The 17,074-nt window shown below is 68.9% G+C and carries 15 protein-coding genes; 7 read left to right on the plus strand and 8 right to left on the minus strand.

Translation table 11 applies throughout. The features are described 5' to 3' along the window. Positions 1 to 3 precede the first annotated feature (3 nt). The gene (locus tag AC1DS4_RS13655) at positions 4 to 2,394 is read right to left on the minus strand and encodes an FdhF/YdeP family oxidoreductase (protein WP_477632251.1); all 2,391 of its coding nucleotides are present in this window, start codon (positions 2,392 to 2,394) and stop codon (positions 4 to 6) included. Positions 2,395 to 2,628: 234 nt separating this feature from the next. Between AC1DS4_RS13655 and AC1DS4_RS13660 the strand changes: the two genes are divergently transcribed. Then, on the plus strand, positions 2,629 to 3,297 hold the full coding sequence (locus AC1DS4_RS13660; protein ID WP_477632250.1) for a hypothetical protein: 669 nt from the start codon (positions 2,629 to 2,631) through the stop codon (positions 3,295 to 3,297). A gap of 131 nt (positions 3,298 to 3,428) precedes the next feature. Here the strand turns inward: AC1DS4_RS13660 and AC1DS4_RS13665 are convergent, their stop codons facing one another. From AC1DS4_RS13665 to AC1DS4_RS13680, 4 genes are all read right to left on the minus strand, one after another. Further along, on the minus strand, positions 3,429 to 4,835 hold the full coding sequence (locus AC1DS4_RS13665; protein ID WP_477632249.1) for an alkaline phosphatase PhoX: 1,407 nt from the start codon (positions 4,833 to 4,835) through the stop codon (positions 3,429 to 3,431). 528 nt (positions 4,836 to 5,363) lie between these two features. Then, positions 5,364 to 5,702: a hypothetical protein gene (locus AC1DS4_RS13670; RefSeq protein ID WP_477613112.1), complete on the minus strand. Its 339-nt coding sequence runs from the start codon at positions 5,700 to 5,702 to the stop codon at positions 5,364 to 5,366. Positions 5,703 to 5,798: 96 nt separating this feature from the next. After that, positions 5,799 to 6,482: a hypothetical protein gene (locus AC1DS4_RS13675; RefSeq protein WP_477632248.1), complete on the minus strand. Its 684-nt coding sequence runs from the start codon at positions 6,480 to 6,482 to the stop codon at positions 5,799 to 5,801. Between the two features lie 168 nt (positions 6,483 to 6,650). Then, on the minus strand, positions 6,651 to 7,043 hold the full coding sequence (locus AC1DS4_RS13680) for a hypothetical protein (RefSeq protein ID WP_477613110.1): 393 nt from the start codon (positions 7,041 to 7,043) through the stop codon (positions 6,651 to 6,653). Between the two features lie 387 nt (positions 7,044 to 7,430). Here AC1DS4_RS13680 and AC1DS4_RS13685 point away from each other — a divergent pair, with 387 nt between their 5' ends. The 3 genes from AC1DS4_RS13685 to AC1DS4_RS13695 are packed head-to-tail and all read left to right on the plus strand — an operon-like array spanning position 7,431 to position 9,418. Next, positions 7,431 to 8,057, plus strand: a complete 627-nt coding sequence (locus tag AC1DS4_RS13685; RefSeq protein WP_477632247.1) for a hypothetical protein — start codon at positions 7,431 to 7,433, stop codon at positions 8,055 to 8,057. Positions 8,058 to 8,064: 7 nt separating this feature from the next. Continuing rightward, on the plus strand, positions 8,065 to 8,610 hold the full coding sequence (locus AC1DS4_RS13690) for an RNA polymerase sigma factor (protein WP_477632246.1): 546 nt from the start codon (positions 8,065 to 8,067) through the stop codon (positions 8,608 to 8,610). Next, on the plus strand, positions 8,603 to 9,418 hold the full coding sequence (locus AC1DS4_RS13695; RefSeq protein WP_477632245.1) for a hypothetical protein: 816 nt from the start codon (positions 8,603 to 8,605) through the stop codon (positions 9,416 to 9,418). The genes AC1DS4_RS13690 and AC1DS4_RS13695 overlap by 8 nt, the downstream gene beginning before the upstream one ends. On the opposite strand, the gene AC1DS4_RS13700 is transcribed toward AC1DS4_RS13695, so the two are convergent. Next, positions 9,379 to 9,555: a hypothetical protein gene (locus AC1DS4_RS13700; RefSeq protein WP_477632244.1), complete on the minus strand. Its 177-nt coding sequence runs from the start codon at positions 9,553 to 9,555 to the stop codon at positions 9,379 to 9,381. The two genes, AC1DS4_RS13695 and AC1DS4_RS13700, sit on opposite strands and share 40 nt — an antisense overlap. A gap of 213 nt (positions 9,556 to 9,768) precedes the next feature. On the opposite strand from AC1DS4_RS13700, the gene AC1DS4_RS13705 reads away from it, so the two are divergent. The 3 genes from AC1DS4_RS13705 (at position 9,769) to AC1DS4_RS13715 (ending at position 16,352) form a co-directional block, all read left to right on the plus strand. After that, complete coding sequence (locus tag AC1DS4_RS13705) at positions 9,769 to 13,398, plus strand: BTAD domain-containing putative transcriptional regulator (RefSeq protein WP_477632243.1); 3,630 nt, start codon at positions 9,769 to 9,771, stop codon at positions 13,396 to 13,398. 73 nt (positions 13,399 to 13,471) lie between these two features. Further along, positions 13,472 to 14,887, plus strand: coding sequence for an FAD-binding oxidoreductase (locus AC1DS4_RS13710; protein WP_477632242.1), 1,416 nt, complete (start codon positions 13,472 to 13,474; stop codon positions 14,885 to 14,887). 91 nt (positions 14,888 to 14,978) lie between these two features. After that, complete coding sequence (locus AC1DS4_RS13715) at positions 14,979 to 16,352, plus strand: FAD-binding oxidoreductase (protein WP_477632241.1); 1,374 nt, start codon at positions 14,979 to 14,981, stop codon at positions 16,350 to 16,352. A gap of 39 nt (positions 16,353 to 16,391) precedes the next feature. Here the strand turns inward: AC1DS4_RS13715 and AC1DS4_RS13720 are convergent, their stop codons facing one another. After that, positions 16,392 to 16,787 carry a hypothetical protein gene (locus tag AC1DS4_RS13720; RefSeq protein WP_477632240.1) on the minus strand — a complete coding sequence of 132 codons (396 nt, stop codon included), beginning with the start codon at positions 16,785 to 16,787 and terminating at the stop codon, positions 16,392 to 16,394. Between the two features lie 11 nt (positions 16,788 to 16,798). Next, the gene (locus AC1DS4_RS13725; RefSeq protein ID WP_477632239.1) at positions 16,799 to 17,068 is read right to left on the minus strand and encodes a hypothetical protein; all 270 of its coding nucleotides are present in this window, start codon (positions 17,066 to 17,068) and stop codon (positions 16,799 to 16,801) included. Positions 17,069 to 17,074 lie beyond the last annotated feature (6 nt).

The raw sequence follows: 17,074 nt of genomic DNA on the forward strand, positions 1-17,074 counted from the left end.
TCCTCAGGACAGGTGTTCGGGCTCCGGGGTCTTCTTGTGGTCCCAGTCCGAACCCGTGGGGTTCTGGGCCGTGCCTCCGGTCTGCCCCGGCGTGGTGCCGTTCGCCGCGCCGGGGCCGGCGGCCAGCGTCAGCGACACCACCACGGACTTGGAGGTCGGGGTGTTGCTCCCGATGGCGGTCGAGTCCAGCGGCACCAGCGGGTTGGTCTCGGGGTAGTAGGCGGCGGCCGATCCGCGCGGGGTGTCATAGCTGACTACACGGAACCCGTGAACGCGGCGGACGAGGTCGTCGCCGGTCCATCGGGTTGTGATGTCGACGAGGTCGCCGTCCTTGAGCCCGAACGCCGTGATGTCGTCTGGGTGCACAAAGACCACCTTGCGGCCTCCTTCGATGCCGCGGTAGCGGTCGCTGAGGCCGTAGATCGTGGTGTTGTACTGGTCGTGGCTGCGCAGGGTCTGGAGCAGCACGTGACCCTCGGGGACGTGGACGATCTCGATGGGCGAGGCGACGAACTCAGCCTTGCCGGACTTGGTGTCGAAGGTCCGGGTGTCGCGCGGCGGGTGCGGCATGATCATGCCGCCAGGCTTGCGGACGTTGACCTCGTAGTCCTCGCACCCGGGGACGACCTTGGCGATGTGGTGACGGATGACGCGGTAGTCGTCCCGCATCGCCTTCCACTGCAGGCCGTACCGGTCTCCCAGCGTCGCCTCGGCGATGCCGGTGACGATGTCGACCTCGGATCTGAGCTGGGGGCTGGCCGGCTCCAGCGGGCCGCGGGAGGCGTGCACGGAGCACGTGGAGTCCTCGACGGAGATCCACTGGGCACCACTGGCCTGGATGTCCTTCTCGGTGCGGCCCTTGGTCGGCAGGATCAGCGCGGTCTCCCCGCAGACGAGGTGCGAGCGGTTGATCTTGGTGGACACCTGCACCGTCATGCGGACCTTGCGCATCGCCGGGATGGCTATGTCGGTGTCGGACACGGCCTGCACGAAGTTGCCACCGAGCCCCATGAAGAAGTGGACCTTCCCGTCACGCATGGCGCGCAGGGAGTCGACGACGTCCAGGCCGTGCTCACGCGGCGGGTCGAAGCCGAACTCCTTCTGGAGGGCATCGAGGAAGGCGGCGGGCGGTCGCTCCCAGATGCCCATGGTGCGGTCGCCCTGGACGTTCGAGTGACCGCGCACCGGCAGCAGGCCGGCGCCCTCGCGGCCGATGTTGCCCTGCGCCAGGGCGAGGTTGACGACCTCCTTGATGGTCGCGACCCCGTTGCGGTGCTGCGTCAGGCCCATCGCCCAGCAGTAGACGGTGCGCGTGGAGCCGCGCAGCATCTCGGCGGCCTGCGTGATCAGCTCGCGGGACAGCCCGGTCACCTCGACGACCTGTTCCCAGTCGACGGCGCGGACGTGGTCGCGCCACTGCTCGAAGCCCGTGGCGTGGGTGGCGATGAAGTCGTGGTCGAGTGCGTCCCACTCGACGAGGAGTGAGCCGATCGCCTGGAAGAGGGCGAGGTCGCCGTTGACCTTCACGGGGAGGTGCAGGTCGGCCATGGCTGTGCCGTGCCCGATGACGCCCTTGGGCTTCTGCGGGTTCTTGAACCTGACCAGCCCGGCCTCGCGGAGGGGGTTGATCGAGATGATCTTCGCGCCGTTCTGCTTGGCGATCTCGAGGGCCGAGAGCATGCGCGGGTGGTTGGTCCCGGGGTTCTGGCCGGCGATGACGATGACGGAGGCGGTGTGGACGTCATCGAGCGTGACGCTGGCCTTGCCGATGCCAATGGACTCCTGCAGGGCGATGCTCGTGGACTCGTGGCACATGTTCGAGCAGTCCGGCAGGTTGTTGGTGCCGAACGCACGGACGAACAGCTGGTAGGCGAACGCGGACTCGTTGGAGGCCCGCCCGGAGGTGTAGAAGGTCGCCTCGTCGGGGCTGGCCAGCGAGCGCAGCTCGGCGCCGATGAGCTCGAAGGCCTCCTCCCACTCGATCGGCTCGTAGTGCGTGCCGCCGGGCCGCTTGACCATGGGGTGGGTGATGCGGCCCTGCTGGCCGAGCCAGTGCTCCGTGTGGGCGTCGAGCGCGGCGATGCTGTGCTGAGCGAAGAACTCCGGCGTGGCACGGTCGCGGGTCGCCTCCTCCGCGACGGCCTTGGCGCCGTTCTCGCAGAACTCTGCAGTGTGGCGGTGGCCCGGGTCGGGGTCCGGCCATGCGCAGCTCATGCAGTCGAAGCCCTCGGCCTGGTTGAGCTTGAGGAGGGTCTGCGCGGTACGCCTCACACCCATGTGGTCGAGGGACCGCTTCATCGACACCGCGACCGCGGTGGGGCCGGCTGCGTGGTCCTCCTGGCCCTTGACCACCAGGTCGGCCTCGGAGTAGTCACCCTCGTCGTGCTTGGACATCCTGAGCCTCGTTCTGCCGGTGCGTGAGCAGCCCCTGGTGGGACGTGCGCAGGTCACCTCGAACCTACCCATCACGTCCGGGTACAAACCACTCGGAGGGCTGTCACGGGTGTCGATCCGTGGCGGCCCCGAGGGAGATCGGGGGAGGTGAGTCCCGTGGGTGTCGGGGAGAATCGGTCGGAGCGGCGGAAATTCGCTCGGGTCCAGCCTCAATAGGCTGGCTACGCTGACACGGTGCAGGACGTCATCCATCTGCCGCTGGTCGAACTGGCCAGCGAGTGGGCCGAGCGCGCGCAGACGACGACCGACGAAAATGGCCCGCAGGACACGCCAGCGGGCGTGCGGCCCCACAACGAAGAACGCTACGCCGCTCTCTCAGCAGAGATGCGCCGGAGAGACTTCCTCACCGGACCGGAAGGCACTACGCGACTGGAGCTTCCGTGCTTCCACCTTCGCGGAAAGCTGCCAGTCGTTCGCGTGCCTCTCTGTGGCGCGGGTGCTCTCGTCAGCCCGCTCGTCGGACTTGGTGCATTCGAGGACCCGTATACGGCGGGCTGGCTCGGCACCTCGCTGCTGGTCGTCAGCGTCGCGATCGCCGGCCTGTTGGGTTGGCTCGCAATCCGGCTCCCATTCTTGGGACTCCGAGTCGACCGCCGTGGAATTCTGTTGAGCAACACGTACTCTCGCACTCTGGTCGAGTGGGCAGACCTCCTCGGCATCTCGTACAAGCCGATCGTCGACGCCAACGACCCGGACGCCGTTCCTGGGTGGATCTATGTCTTCCTTACCTCCGACGGGGAGGTCCTGGCATCGCAGCCAGAAGCTAGTGACACGGGGGCACACAGCCCCATGGAGCGGCGACGCCTGCTGCTGTTGGCCCTTCGCGACGCCTATGCCGTCTGAGCGATCACCCGGGGGGAAAGATTTCGGCACGCAATGTCGGCCACCAGCGACTCAAACAGGTCGCGCGGCCGGAACAGCCCTCACCGGCGGAAACGCCAGTCGAAGCTGTTCCGTTGGGCCGTCCCGAGGGCCTAGCTGGCGTTTGAAGGCCGGCCCCATGGTCCGGTGATTGCCAGCGTGTAGCCCGGCGCCTGGATGTTCGCGAACAGCGTGCTGCCAGATGCGTTGAACACCGGGCCAGCGAACTCGCTCTCGTTCGCGAGGTTCAGGGCGAGCGGGTAGGCCTTGCCCTGTTCCGTCACGCCGACGAGGTGCGAGCGGCCCTCGCCGTCCTCGGCGAGGATCAGGCCGCCGTGTGGTGAGACGGTGATGTTGTCGGGCCCGTCAAAGCTGGAGTCGCCGGTGGCCGGGTCCGTGTTGACCCCGAAGATCGTCTTGAGCACGATCCGCGACTTCGCGGGGTCGTAAAACCAGACCTGGCCGTCGTGCTCGTTGGTCGAGCCGTCCGAGTGACGGGCGAAGCTGGCGACGAAGTAGGCGCCGCCGTCGCCCCACCACTGGCCCTCGAGCTTGCGCGACCGGGTGATCTGGTTGTTGGTGAACTGCTTGCGGACCGAGGTGCTCCGGGCGTCGCGATCCGGCACAGTCACCCATGTGACGGTGTAGACCGTGTTGACCGTGGTGGCGATCGACAGGTCGGGCACGTGGTTGCCGTCCTCGTCGAAGCACTTCATTGCCTCGAGCGTGCCGACCTCGACGGCGCCGTCTGCGGCGAGGGCGTGAAGGGCGCCCTTCCCTGGCGTGAAGCCGGTAGGTGGGGTCCAGCGGAAGTACAGTCCGTTCGGTCCGCCGGCATCCTCCGTGAGGTAGATGCTGCTTGTCGCTGGGTCGACCGCTGCTGCCTCGTGGGCGAACCTGCCGAGGAACTTCAGGGGGAGCGGGGACCTGTGGATGTTGGCGGCTTGGCTGGTCGGGTCGACTTCGAAGACGTAGCCGTGGTCCTTGGTGAGGGTGCCGCCGGTCCTGGCTTCCGTCTCCTCGCAGGTGAGCCAGGTGCCCCACGGTGTGACGCCGCCAGCACAGTTGTTCCAGGTGCCGGACACGGATGTGTACTGCTCGATCACGTTGTTGTCGGCGTCGAGCACGATCGTGGAGGTTCCACCGATGCCACCGTCGTCGTAGACGAGGCCGTCGACGTGTGGGACCGCGTGCCGGTCCGAGCCGGCCAGTTCGTGGTTCGACACGACTACCGAGCCGCCATCCGGGCGGGCGAAACAGCCCATGGCGTCAGGATCTCCGGGGTGGACGAACCCGCTGGCGCCGGCGACACCAGACTGCCCGATCACCTTGTAGGAGAAGCCCTTGGGGAGGGAGAGCAGGGGGCCTGCCGCGTACAGGGGGCCGTAGCCGGCGCTGGTTCGGGTGGCTGCCGCGGCCGAGCTGAGGAAGGGGTCGAGGCTGCCAGCGCCGGCAAATGCGAAGCCGAGCGTCGCGGCGGAACCGCCGAGGAAGGTACGCCTGGATAAGGAGTTGGGCACGGCTGCTCCTCAGGGAGGGATCCTGACGGGTAGATCCTTCCCATCAGACCGCCGGGGAAGGGTGTCCGCAACTGGAACACCGGTGAGTTGAGCCCCTTTCCGAGCCGCGTCGACCTGGGCGGTCATGCGCCGTGCCTGCAGCGCCTTCTCGCGACCGTGACGTAACCGACGGTCTGTCGGCTCGATATTTGAGCAGTAGCGAAGTCCTAGGGGGAAGGTTGGGGCCCATGGTTGAGCATGAGTCGCCAGTACGGCCGGGTGTGGCTGTGTGGAGCTGGGGCGGGGGATTCGCTGTCAAACACCCGTAAATGACGGCAACTGTCCGTTCTTTGGGCTCAACGCAGGTGGGACCGCATCTGGGACCCGGTCACGTTTCTGCCCTTTACCGCTTGGGTAGGTACCCGTGGTCGAGGCGCTGGGTCCAGCAGGGGGCCCCACGAGGCGTCGGCGACACCACGGCCCGGACGCAGGGGATGCACGACGCCCGGGTCGTGGTCCATCTCTGGGGCGGGGTTGAGGCTTGTGACGTCATCCCCCCTGCCCACGGGTGATCAGGAACAGGCCGGCGGAGATCAGGACAGCGAGGCCGACGCAGCGGAGCGCGAACTTCGCTTGCGCCTTCGAGGTCGGCGCGAGATCAGACACCTGCAGGGCAATCAGTGCCAAGCCGGAGGCCACTGCCGCCATGCCCACCGTGAGGGCGATCGCCAGTCCCAGGTGGTTGGTGAACAGCCACTCCGAGAATGCGGTGTGAACGTCCATGATGGCGACGGACCAGAACGCAATGGTGGCAACCGTGGCGATCGCGGCTATTGCCGCCGCCGATCGAGCGACACTCGGGCTGAGCGAGAATCCACTTCTGGTCATGAGCTGAACCAACCTCCGACTATCCCGGTGGGTGCGGGTGGTCGCTGGTCTGCGGGCCGGTTCTCCCGCTGTGAGTAGGACATGATGGATCCTTCTTCAGGGCCGCCGGGTGGTAACCGATATGTAGAGCTTCAGCTCCGCGAACTTGCCAGCGGGATAGGGGCCGTCGATGAAGCCGTAACCGAACGCCTCGTCGGGAAAGTCACTTCCGGCGTCGGCGTACACCAGGCGCCGTGAGGTGAAATCGCGAACTGTGATGGTGCTCTTGGCTGCTCGACCGCCCCAGGTGCCGGACGGATCGTGCCAGGAAGACACCTCGGCCTTCGCTGGTGCAGGGCCCCAGAGCCGCATGGTGACACTGATGTTGGCAGTACTCCGTGCAGCCCCGGCCTGCACGCTCCGCACGCAGGCGACGGTCTGCTGTGGCAGTGGCGGGTTGTCGACCTGAGCCATCGGCCCGGTCTGGCGCCACCGCGTGACCATGCCGCGAGGCCACAGCTCGCGGCTCAACAGGCGGTAGCCAGGAGGTGTTCGGGCAATCAGCGACTTCGTCTTCGGACGGTCGAGGTCAGACCCGAGAGGGCACACATGGACGATGCTGACGATGGCCCCGGCCGCCTGCGACACGGCGACCTGTGTGCGGACGACCGATCGGACCCGGACGGTGGTCGCGGCATCTGCTGGTGTGGCGCCGACGCCCATTGCGGCACTGAGCGTCAGCGCTGTGGCGAACGCGCCTTTCGCCGAACGCCGATGGATCCGACTGGGCACCTGCTTCATGGCATCTCCTTCGGGTCTTCAGGGCCCTGCAATGGTGTTGGCCTCTCACCATCTCGCCATCCCTCAGCAGGTGTCGTCAGCCTCAGGGCCCGTGGTCGTCGTGCGCTGGGCCACGGCTGTGGACTGGAGGACGACGTCGGCATCCGGGCCATCGCCGCCGCCATGGCCTTAGTTCAGGATGACCAGTCCGACGGCCAGAAGCGCGGTGGCGATGGTGACAAGGACCGACAGGAGAAACGCGACCGACGACATCGGAGAAGCGACGCTTCCGGTCGGGCGAGCATTCATGGCGGCGAGCGAAGAGCGCCAGGCGGCAATGGCCAGACCAAGTGTGACGCAGATCCCGAGCAGCATGAAGTCGCTGTCAAACATCCGGCGGGTCACAGGCGACTCGGGGACCAAGCCACGCTCTATGGCTGTTGCCAAGACATACGGAAAGATCGCCAGTGCAAGGAGGAGAGCTGCACGTCGGACGTGACGTGTGGAGTTTCTCGGCGGCGTACCGGTCATGTCACCTTTTCCCGTCCGGGCCGGCAGGTGCGAGTGCAGGAGCCATTCCATCGCCGATGGATCTTGTCCGGCGGCGGACGGGACGGGGCTGGCACCCGGCCCGGGTTCAGCATCGCCACGCCCAGCTAACGCTACGCGCGAGGAGGACCCCGCGCATGTCCCCGACCGACCCGGCAGGGATCATGAGCCAGGCGCCCTCACTTCGAAGTCGGCCCGGTGAATGCTCACCAGGGACGCACTTCCTTTGTCCGCTAGCGGGGTGGGATCGTCGCTGGTGTGAAACCTTTGCGGCCGCTCGTGGGTCGTTTGGTCATGAGAGGCATGATCCAGCGGGGGGTGAATGTCCCGGCACCTCACCGGGTCGTGGCGGCTGGGCTGATGGTGGTGGGGGCTTTGGCAGGGTGCGCGGGGGATGCCACTGACGGGGCCCCGCAGCCCGTGATTCCGACGTGGGCCAGCGACACCACGACGAGCGGCCGGTCCTCCGTTGCGCACCTGGCCATCGAGCCAGGCACCTACCGAATTCCGGCCTCGCCGTGGTCGGTTGCGGACTACACGGTGACGTTCCGGGACGGCTGGGCGGTGCAGTACGGCCACATCTTCAGCAAGCACGCCGACCAGGACAACGAGTTCGGGTTCTATGCCGTCGTGGTCGACGAGATCTTCACCGACCCGTGTCAGGGCGAAGGTGTGCCCCTGGCCGTCGGCTCCGGCGTAGGGGACCTCGTCACGGCGCTGATGGAGCAGCCCGGCCCGACCAAGAAGGGCCCTGTGACCGACACCTTGGCGGGCTACCCCGCAACGCGGATCGAGCTGGAGATCCCACAGAGCCTTGACCTGGCGAAGTGTCGCTTGGCCCAGGACGACGTCATGGGTCTTCAGGTCTGGAACAGCAGGCGTGCGGACAAGTACTTCGTGCTCCTTCCCGACCATCTCATGAGCGTGTACGTCCTCGAGGTGCACGACAGGCGCCAGGTGTTCCTGGTCGAGACGGGCCCCGGCATGTCCGACACCGACCAGGCCGACCTGAAGGCCGCCCTCGACTCGATCCGCATCGAGGGGTAGATCCAGCATGAATGCGGGGACTGGAGAACCACTCGTGGCCCACGAGGTCCACAGTGAGTCCGACCTCGTGCGCGTGGTGTTCGAAGCGTCGTACCGGCGCCTGGTGGGTCAGCTGTATGGCGTTTGCCGCGACCTCACCGAGGCGGAGGAAGTCGTCGCGGAGGCCTTTGCACGCGCGGTGCAGCACCGACGCACCTTCGCCCGTCTGGACAACCCGGAGGCGTGGCTGCGCACGGTCGCCGTCAACGTCAGCCGCACCCGTGCGCGCCGACGCAGGCTGCTCGGCGACCGCGAGCGAGCGCAGGTCGCGCGACACCCAGTGATGGAGGACGACCGGTTGGCGCTCATGGCTGCCCTCCGGACGCTGCCCGACATCCAGAGGGAGGCCATCGCGCTGCACTACCTGGCCGACCTCCCTGTCCAGGCGGTCGCCGAGGCCACCGGCGTCCCCGTCAGCACCGTGAAGACCCGGCTGCGCCGGGGACGCGCCGCACTCGCCCTGCTGCTCGCCGACCTTCCCGACCCCCGTCAGGAGGAGGCGCCCCATGCCTGACCTCGACCGGCTCCTGCGCTCTGACATGTCCCGCGCTGCGGCCCAGGCTGCGCAGTCGCCCGACTTCTCGGCCATCGAGCAGCGCGGAGCCCAGCGACACCGGACCCGCATCGTGATCACCGCTGCCGCTGCCTGCGCGCTCATCGTCCTGGCAATGCTCGGAACGTCTTTCGTGGGCGGGTTCGATCGCACCGCTCCGCAGCCGGCCAAGGACCCGATGCCCCGGCCCACCGGGGATGCGCTGGCGAAGCACTGGACCCCGCTTCGCCCGGACACCTCGAGGCGGGTCACTGCGAGGCAGTCCCAGATCGATGAAGCAGATTCCAGCTACGGTGGGATTGACATCCGCGAGGTCAACTCGGGAGACCCTTCGCATTCATTGTCCTGGGGGATCCAGCTCCGGGAGACACCGCCCTTGGCGTCAACCCTTGACCCCGCGAGCCGCGTGGTCGAACACGGCTTCGTCTTCGACACCGATCGCGATGGAGCCGCTGACTGCCAGATCGGCATCAATACCGACGCCCCGAAACCCGGGCAGCTGCGGGTGTGGGTCAAGAACCTGACGACTGGCGTCACCGACGAGCGGGTCGGCGGGCCGTACGGCTTTCCGTTCGACTTCTTCCATCCCAGCGAGACGGCGAACGAGTCCCGGCGAGACGTGAGCATCTTCTTCTTGACAGGTGCAGACAAAGCCTGTGTCTTCCCCAACGCAACGGGTTTCTACGCCTACGCGTCCGTGACCGAGAACGGGCTCGTCACGGAGTGGGACTACGCACCGAACGACGCCTGGCTCGAATTGACCGACTGACCGCCCCGTTCCTCGAACACGGTGATCTGCAGGTCGATCATGTCCACCTGCCGGGGGTTGGAGATCTCCAGGGTGGCTCGGCCAACGTCCAGGATGGTCACCTTCTCGCCCTCGTCTCCGTGGACCTGGAGCTCCACCGTGCCGCCCAGTGCGTCGTCGGGGCCTGGTGCCGGGGCTTGGTGTTGGGGCTTGGTGTTGGGGCTTGGTGTTGGGGTCTGGGCCGCAGGGGGTTGCCGAGACCATCCTCCCGCGGGACCCTTGAGCCGGTCCTGAGGTGGCTTGAAGGGTGCGCTGGACCACGCCCTTTCGGGCGGTCGCCGCCTGCGTGACGGAGCAGACTGGGGAGCGGGGTGGAGCGCGGGACGACGGTGCGACTCCGAGTGCTCGGCGAGCTCGCGGCCACGCGCGACGGCGTGGTCGTGGACCTCGGTGGGCGGCGCCAGCGCGCCGTCCTCGCCGCGCTGGTGATCTGGCGAGACCAGGTCGTCTCAGCCGAGCGACTCACGCGTTGCGTCTGGGGGGACAACCCACCTTCGAACCCGGCTGGAGCACTCCAGTCCTACGTCAGTCACCTCCGGCGCTGCCTCCAGCCCGAGGCCGTGGCCCGGCAGCGCGACGGCGTCATCGCCAGTGAAGCGGCCGGCTACGTCCTGCGGCTCGCGCCCGGCTCCGTCGACGCGTGGTGCTTCGAACGAGCCCTGGACTCCGCGGCAGGGCTCGCGCCGGCCGAGGCGATGCGCTCGCTGGACGACGCCCTCCGGCTGTGGCGCGGTCCGGCGTATGCCGAGTACCTGGGCGAGCCCTGGGTCGAAGCCGAAGCCCTGCGACTCACCGAGTTGTATGCCGTGGCGCGCGAGCGGCGGCTCGAGACGAGACTGCAGCTGGGAGACGCCGCCGTCGTCATCGGTGAGCTCGAGGCACTGGTCGCCGAGGACCCCCTGAGGGAGGAGCGCTGGCGACTCCTGGCGCTTGCGCTCTACCGCGCCCAGCGTCAGGCGGGGGCCTTGGCGGCGTTGCGCAGGGCACGCCAGACCCTGGCCGAGGAGCTGGGCGTGGACCCGGGGCCCGCGCTTCGAGCGCTCGAGGCCGAGGTGCTCGCCCAGTCTCCGGCCCTTGACGGACCGGTGCCGAGGATCGGGGTCGAGCTCCATGGGAGGGAGCAGCCCCCAGAGGAGCAGCGCCCGGGGGACCGGAGTGTCAGAGAGCAGCCCGCGGGGGAGCTGGGCGTGCGGGAGACGTCCCCTGACACGGGTTCAACGTCCGACCTCGTCGACAGAGCACGGGAGCTCGCGTCCTTGCGGCGGATGGTGGACGAGGTGGCCGACGCCAGACCCGGTTGCGTGCTCGTCGAGGGCCCGGCCGGCATCGGCAAGTCACGGCTCCTCGTTGAGGCAGTGCGTGTCGCGACGTCGGCGGGCCTCCGCGTGCTCTCGGCCCGGGGCAGCCAGCTCGAGCGATCCTTTGGCTTCGGTGCGGTGCGCCAGCTGTTCGATCCCTGCACCGGCGACCCCGGGGCACGCGACCGGCTGCTCGCCGGCGCCGCCTCGGTTGCGAAGCCGGTCTTCGACGAGGTGGCAGGAGACGAGACTGCGAACAACGGCAGCTTCGCCGTCCTCCACGGCCTCTACTGGCTCACCGTGAACCTTGCCAACGAAGGGCCGGTGGTGATCTGCATCGATGACATCCAGTGGTGCGACAGCGCTTCGCTCCGCTACCTCGCGTACCTCGTCAAGCGGCTCGAAGGGCTCCCTGTCCTCGTCGTCCTGGCCATGCGCACGGGCGAACAGCATCCTGATGACGCGCTCTTGGCGGACCTCGCCCTGGACTCGTCGGTCACCGTGCTCCGGCCCGCACCGCTTTCGCCGGAAGCGGCTGCCACCCTCGTCCGGGCGCGGCTGGGCGAAGGCGCCGACCCCTTCGTCGAGGCATGCCACCGCATGACCTCGGGCAACCCACTGCTGCTGCGCCAGCTGCTGCGCGCCCTGGCGGACGAGGGGGTCCGGCCCGATGTCTCCCACGTCGACACGGTCCGGGCAGTCGGCTCTCGTGCGGTCTCCGCTCTGGTGACCTTGCGGCTGCGCAGGATGCCTCCCACGGTGACGGCCTCTGCGCGTGCCGTTGCCGTGCTGGGCGAGGCCGCCGGCCTGCCGACCGTGGCCGCGTTGGCCCAGCTGCCCGAGGACGAGGTAGCGGCTGCCCTGGACACCCTGAGCCGGAGCGAGATCCTCACCGATGACGGGCACCTGACCTTCGTCCATCCGTTGGTGCGTGACGCGATCTACGACGACCTCCCAGCCGGCGAGCGTGCGTTGCACCACGACCGTGCCGCGCAAGTCCTCCGGACGCTGGGCGCGACACCCGAGCAGGTGGCGGTCCACCTGCTGCGGGCACCGCACCGAGGCAGCGTCGCCACCGTGCAGCTGTTGCGGAGCGCGGCCGGCACGGCGATCTCGCGGGGTGCCGCCGATGCAGCTGTCGGGCTGCTGAGGCGGGCGCTGGAAGAGCCGGTGTCCGGACCCGATCGTGCCGCCGTTCTCGTCGAGCTCGGACGCGTCGAAACCCAGGTCGACGGTCCCGCCGGTGTGTCGCACCTGTGCGATGCGTACACCGCCCTGGACGAGCCGCACGAGCGCGCGCTCCTGGCAATGGACATCGCCCGTACCCACGTGTTCGTCTCCCCACCCGGGGTCGCCACCTCGTTCGCGCGCGCAGCGAGCGCAGCCCTTCCTGACCGGCTCGACGACGAGCGGCAGGGACTGCTCGCGCTGCAGCGCATCACCGGCTTCATGCACGGGCTCCCCGCTGACGCCTACCGAGCAGGACCTGTCCCTGAGGTGTCAGGGGAGGGCGACGGTGCCCGGATGCTTGCCGCGACCCTGTCCTACGAGCTGCTGCGTGAGGGCGAGGACAGGGCGGGTGCGGTCCGGCTGGCCCGCTTCGCCCTCGAGGAGGACCGCCTCCTGGCGGTGGACAACGGACTGCTCTGGATCGTGGCCGCCAACGTCCTGATGCTGGCAGACGACGAGCTGGGGGACTTCTGGGACCGTGCCCTCGCCCGAGCTCACGCGACGGGCGGACTGTTCGCCGCACTCTCGGTGAACCTGTGGCGAGGCTTCGCCCAGTGGCGTCGCGGCCAGCTCGACGACGCGGTGCAGTCGCTGACCGATGCCGTCGAGCAGCAGCGCGTCTGGGGGATCTCCGAGGCCACGTCGACGTATGCCGCGGCCTTCACCCTGGGGGTCCTGACCGACCTCGGCGACCTGGACGCGGCCGCGTCGAGTCTGGAAGACGCACGCCGACTCCCCTGGGTAGGTGAGGGCGGCAGGCTGATGCGAGAAGCCGCGGCCCGACTGCTCCTCGAGCAGGGCCGACCATCCGATGCCCTTGGCGAGCTGGCCGCCTCGGCCGACAGCCCTCCGGTCGCCAACCCGGCCTGGGGTCCGTGGCGTGGGCTCGCGGCACGGGCCCTCCATGCCCTCGGGCGCAGCGACGAGGCGATGGTCCTGGCTCAGGAGGAGGTCGACCTCCTGCGCCGCTGGGGTGCGCCGACAGCCCTCGGCCCGTCCCTGCGACTCCTGGGTGAGCTGCGAGGGGCTGACGGCGCCGAGCACCTCCGAGAGGCAGTTGAGGTGCTGTCGGGGACCTCCTCGGTCTTGGAAGAGGCTCGCGCACGACTCGCTCTCGGACGATGTCAGGCGGTCGCCCACCAGGAGGCGGTGCCCCTCCTGAAGGCCGCACTCGCAACTGCCCGCGCCTGTGGGGCCGCACGGGTTGTCCATGACGCTCTCTCGGCTCTCGTCGAGAGGGGAGAGAGCGCCGCCGAGGTGGATGACGTCCCCGTGGGGATCACGAGCCGCCAGCGGCGTGTCACGGACCTGGTCGCGTCGGGGCTCGACGTCAACGAGGTCGCCCAGCGGCTGTTCCTGACACCCGGGACGGTGCGAGCCGTGCTCGAGTCAGTGCAGGGAGCCCGGCGATGATCCGTCGAAGAGCCTCAGGGTCCCGGCTCAAGTTGCCCTCAAGTCGTCCTTGTCATGCTGGTACGCCCCGATCGTGAGGAATCCCGTGGTGCCCGAGTCCGCGTCCCCCGCACCGTCCCGCTCTCCGTCCGGAGCGGAGCTCCTGCGAGGTCTGTGCGGTGGCGCGGTGCACCTGCCCGGGGACGCGGCATACGACGAGGCACGTATGCCGTGGAACCTCCAGGCTGACTCCCACCCTGCTGCCGTTGCCTATCCGGCGTTTCCCCAAGAGGTGGCAACGGTGCTGCGCGCGGCCGCGTCGGCGGGCCTCAAGGTCGCACCCCAGGGCACCGGCCATGGCGCACCTCCACTCGCCGGCCATCTCGGTGACGCCGTTCTCTTGCGAACCACCGCCATGACCGAGCTCCGCGTCGACGCCGGCCGACGCACCGCGCGGGTCGGTGCCGGCGTGCTCTGGGGCGACGTCGTGGAGCGAGCCGGCCGCGTCGACCTCGCAGCACTGCACACGTCGAGCCCAGGCGTCGGTGTCGTCGGGTCGTCGCTCGGGGGCGGCCTGAGCTGGTACGCCCGCCAGCACGGGCTCCAGTGCAGCGCGATCACAGCTGTCGAGCTGGTGACGGCCGACGGCACGTTCGTGCGAGCGACGGACGAGGTCGACAGTGACCTCCTGTGGGCGGCACGCGGCGGAGGTGGCGGCTTCGGTGTCGTCACCGCGCTCGAGTTCGACCTGCTTCCCGTGAGCACGGTGTATGCCGGCCTGCTCGCCTGGGACTGGACCCACGCCCAGCGCGTGCTCACGGCGTGGGGCTCGTGGGCCGCGGAGGCGCCGGACACCGTGACCAGTGTCGCGCGGCTCTTCCAGGCGCCCGACCTGCCGTGGCTTCCCGCCGACGTCCGCGGACGCACGCTCGTGATGATCGACGCCGTCGTCCTTGAGGGGCGCGAAGCAGCCACGCAGGTGCTCGCGCCGCTGCGCGCCCTCGACGCGGAGATCGACACCTTCAGCGAGTGTCCAGCAGCCTCGGTGGCACAGCTCCAGCTCGATCCGCTTGCGCCGACTGCCGTCTACGCCAACAGCGTCCTGCTCGACGCGCTGCCCGAGCGAGCCGTCGAGGCGCTGGTTGCGACGGCGGGCCACGGGTCGGGGTCGGACCTGCTCTTCGTCGAGCTGCGCCAGCTCGGGGGAGCGGTGGGTCGGACGGCGTCGCGTGCGGGGGCGCTGGACCGCATGGACGGCTCGGTCCTGGTCCTCTGTGTCGGCCTCGACCAGGGAGCGGGGTGGGCGGCGGTGCGCGAGGACGCGAGCCGCGTGACGGAGGCCCTCCAGCCGTGGGCGACGGGCTCGGCATACCTGCTGATGGCTGACGCGGACGTCGACGAACAGCGCGGCTGGCCGGCCAACTCGTGGCAGCGACTCGTCGACATCAGGGGGGCGGCGGACCCCGAGGGGCTGTTCGTCTCGCCTCGCCCAGGCTCCCAGCCCGGCTGAGGGACGCCGCCTCAAGCGGACGCCAAGTTCGTCTCAAGGCACCGGGTTCACGGTGGTGCTCCACCACCACACCGAAAGACCCGGAGGAATCATGACCATCGCCGAATCGCCCGCCGCGCTCGAACGCCCTGTGCCCTTCGCAGAGCTGAGCGCACGGACGCAGGGAATCGTCGCCGTCCCCGGAGACGAGGAGTACGACGCGCTCGTCTCGCCGTGGAACGTGGCGGTCCCTGTCAGGCCAGCAGCCGTCCTGGCCGCGGAGACCGACCAGGACGTCGTCGAGGCGGTCCGCTTCGCGGCACGCAACGGCCTGCGCGTGACACCACAGGCCACCGGACACGGCCCGATGGCCGAGCTCGTCACCGAGCTGCTCGTCACGACCAAGCGACTGGACGAGGTCGTCGTCCACCCCGAGGGCTGGGCGCGGGCCGGCGCCGGCGTGAAGTGGCTCCGCGTCGTCGAAGCCGCCGCGCCCCATGGACTTGCGCCGCTGTCCGGCTCCATCACCGACGTGGGCATCGTCGGCTACACCACGGGCGGTGGCCTCGGGCCGATGGCGCGGACCTACGGGCTGGCGATCGACAAGGTTCGCGCCATCGAGGTCGTGACTGGCGACGGCGTCCTGCGCCGGGTCACGCCCACGGACCACCCTGAGCTGTTCTTTGCCCTTCGAGGCGGCAAGGGGATGCTGGGCATCGTCACGGCGATCGAGTTCGACCTCGTGCACCAGCCGATGTTCTACGGCGGCTCGCTGTGGTTCGACGGCGGGGATGCTCCGTCAGTGATCGAGCGGTGGCGGGACTGGTCTGACGGCCTCCCTGAGCTGGGCACCACCTCCTTCGCGTTGTTCCAGCTGCCGGACATGCCAGGCGTCCCCCCGCAGCTCGCCGACCGCCTCTCCTTGTCCGTGCGCTACGTGTGGACCGGCGATGCCGAGGAGGGAGAGCGCCGCTTCGCTGCGATGCGTGATGCGGCTCCGGTGATCCTCGACGATGTGGCCCACAAGCCATACACCGCAATCGACTCCGTGCACACGGACCCACTGGAACCCACACCGGCGTACGAGGCGGCGGCCGTCCTCACGGAGTTCCCTCAAGATGCCGTCGACGCTCTGCTTGAACTGACGGGAACTGGTGCGGCCTCGCCGCAGGTGCTCGTCGAGGTGCGCCAGATGGGCGGTGCGATCGCCCGGGGTGGCGAGCACCCCAGTGCCTTCGCGTCGCGTGAGGTTGCCTACTCGCTCCTGATCGTCGGGATCGCTGAGATCCCCGGAGTGCAGGACCACGCGGCGGCGATCCTGGCGGCGATGCGTCCGTGGACCGGCGGGTACCGGCTGCCGAACTTCACCTTCACCCCCGAGGAGTACGCCGACGCCTACGACGAGGTGACGATCGCGCGGCTGCGAAGGGCGATCCGGTCCTACGACCCAGCCGGGGTGATGGCCATCGGTGGTGTGCTGAGCTGACAGGTGTCGTCGTGGGACGAGTCTGTCCTGTCGCTGCGCTCAGCTGGAGGCGGTCGACGTGATGGTGGTGCGCTGACGCAGGATGGCGACGCCCATGCTGGCCATGAACACGAAGAATGCGATGAATCCGATGCTGGAGATGCCTTCGAAGACGCTCGACACGGGCGCGAGGAGCCCCAGCCATCCGGCGAGCACCCCGACCAGGATGCCCAGCCATCCGATCCATCGGGGCAGGGCGCGCGTCGTCAGGATCGCCGCGGAGAACAGTGGCACCACCACTCCCCAGCCCAGGAAGTTTCCTGCGCTGTTGGTGACGAGGGCGGTCGCCGCGAAGGTGTCGAAAGTGGCTGCCAGCGTTGCCTGCGACGCCGCGTCGGCGTCGGAGTAGGCCGGAACCAGCTCGTACGCCATCGAGATGGGCAGAAGGTGCGACACGGTGACCAACGTCAGCCAACGGCTCCGAGGACGGGTCCGAGCAGCATGACCCTGCCGGCGTCCCGCAGGACGTCGTAGAACCCCACCCAGGCAACGATGCCGAGGAAGCCCATGAGGATGATGAGCCAGGCTCCGACGTAGAAGAGTCCGCCGGCCGCGTCGACGTCCGCGATCCACTGGAGGCCAGGCTCTCCGGTCTCGGGAATCAGGACCTCGACCCCGCTGGAGGCCATGGAGACGCCGCCCACGAGGAAGCAGGCCACCAGCGCGAGGGCGCACACGCCCCC

The sequence above is a fragment of the Pedococcus sp. P3_C7 genome, from assembly GCF_056402615.1.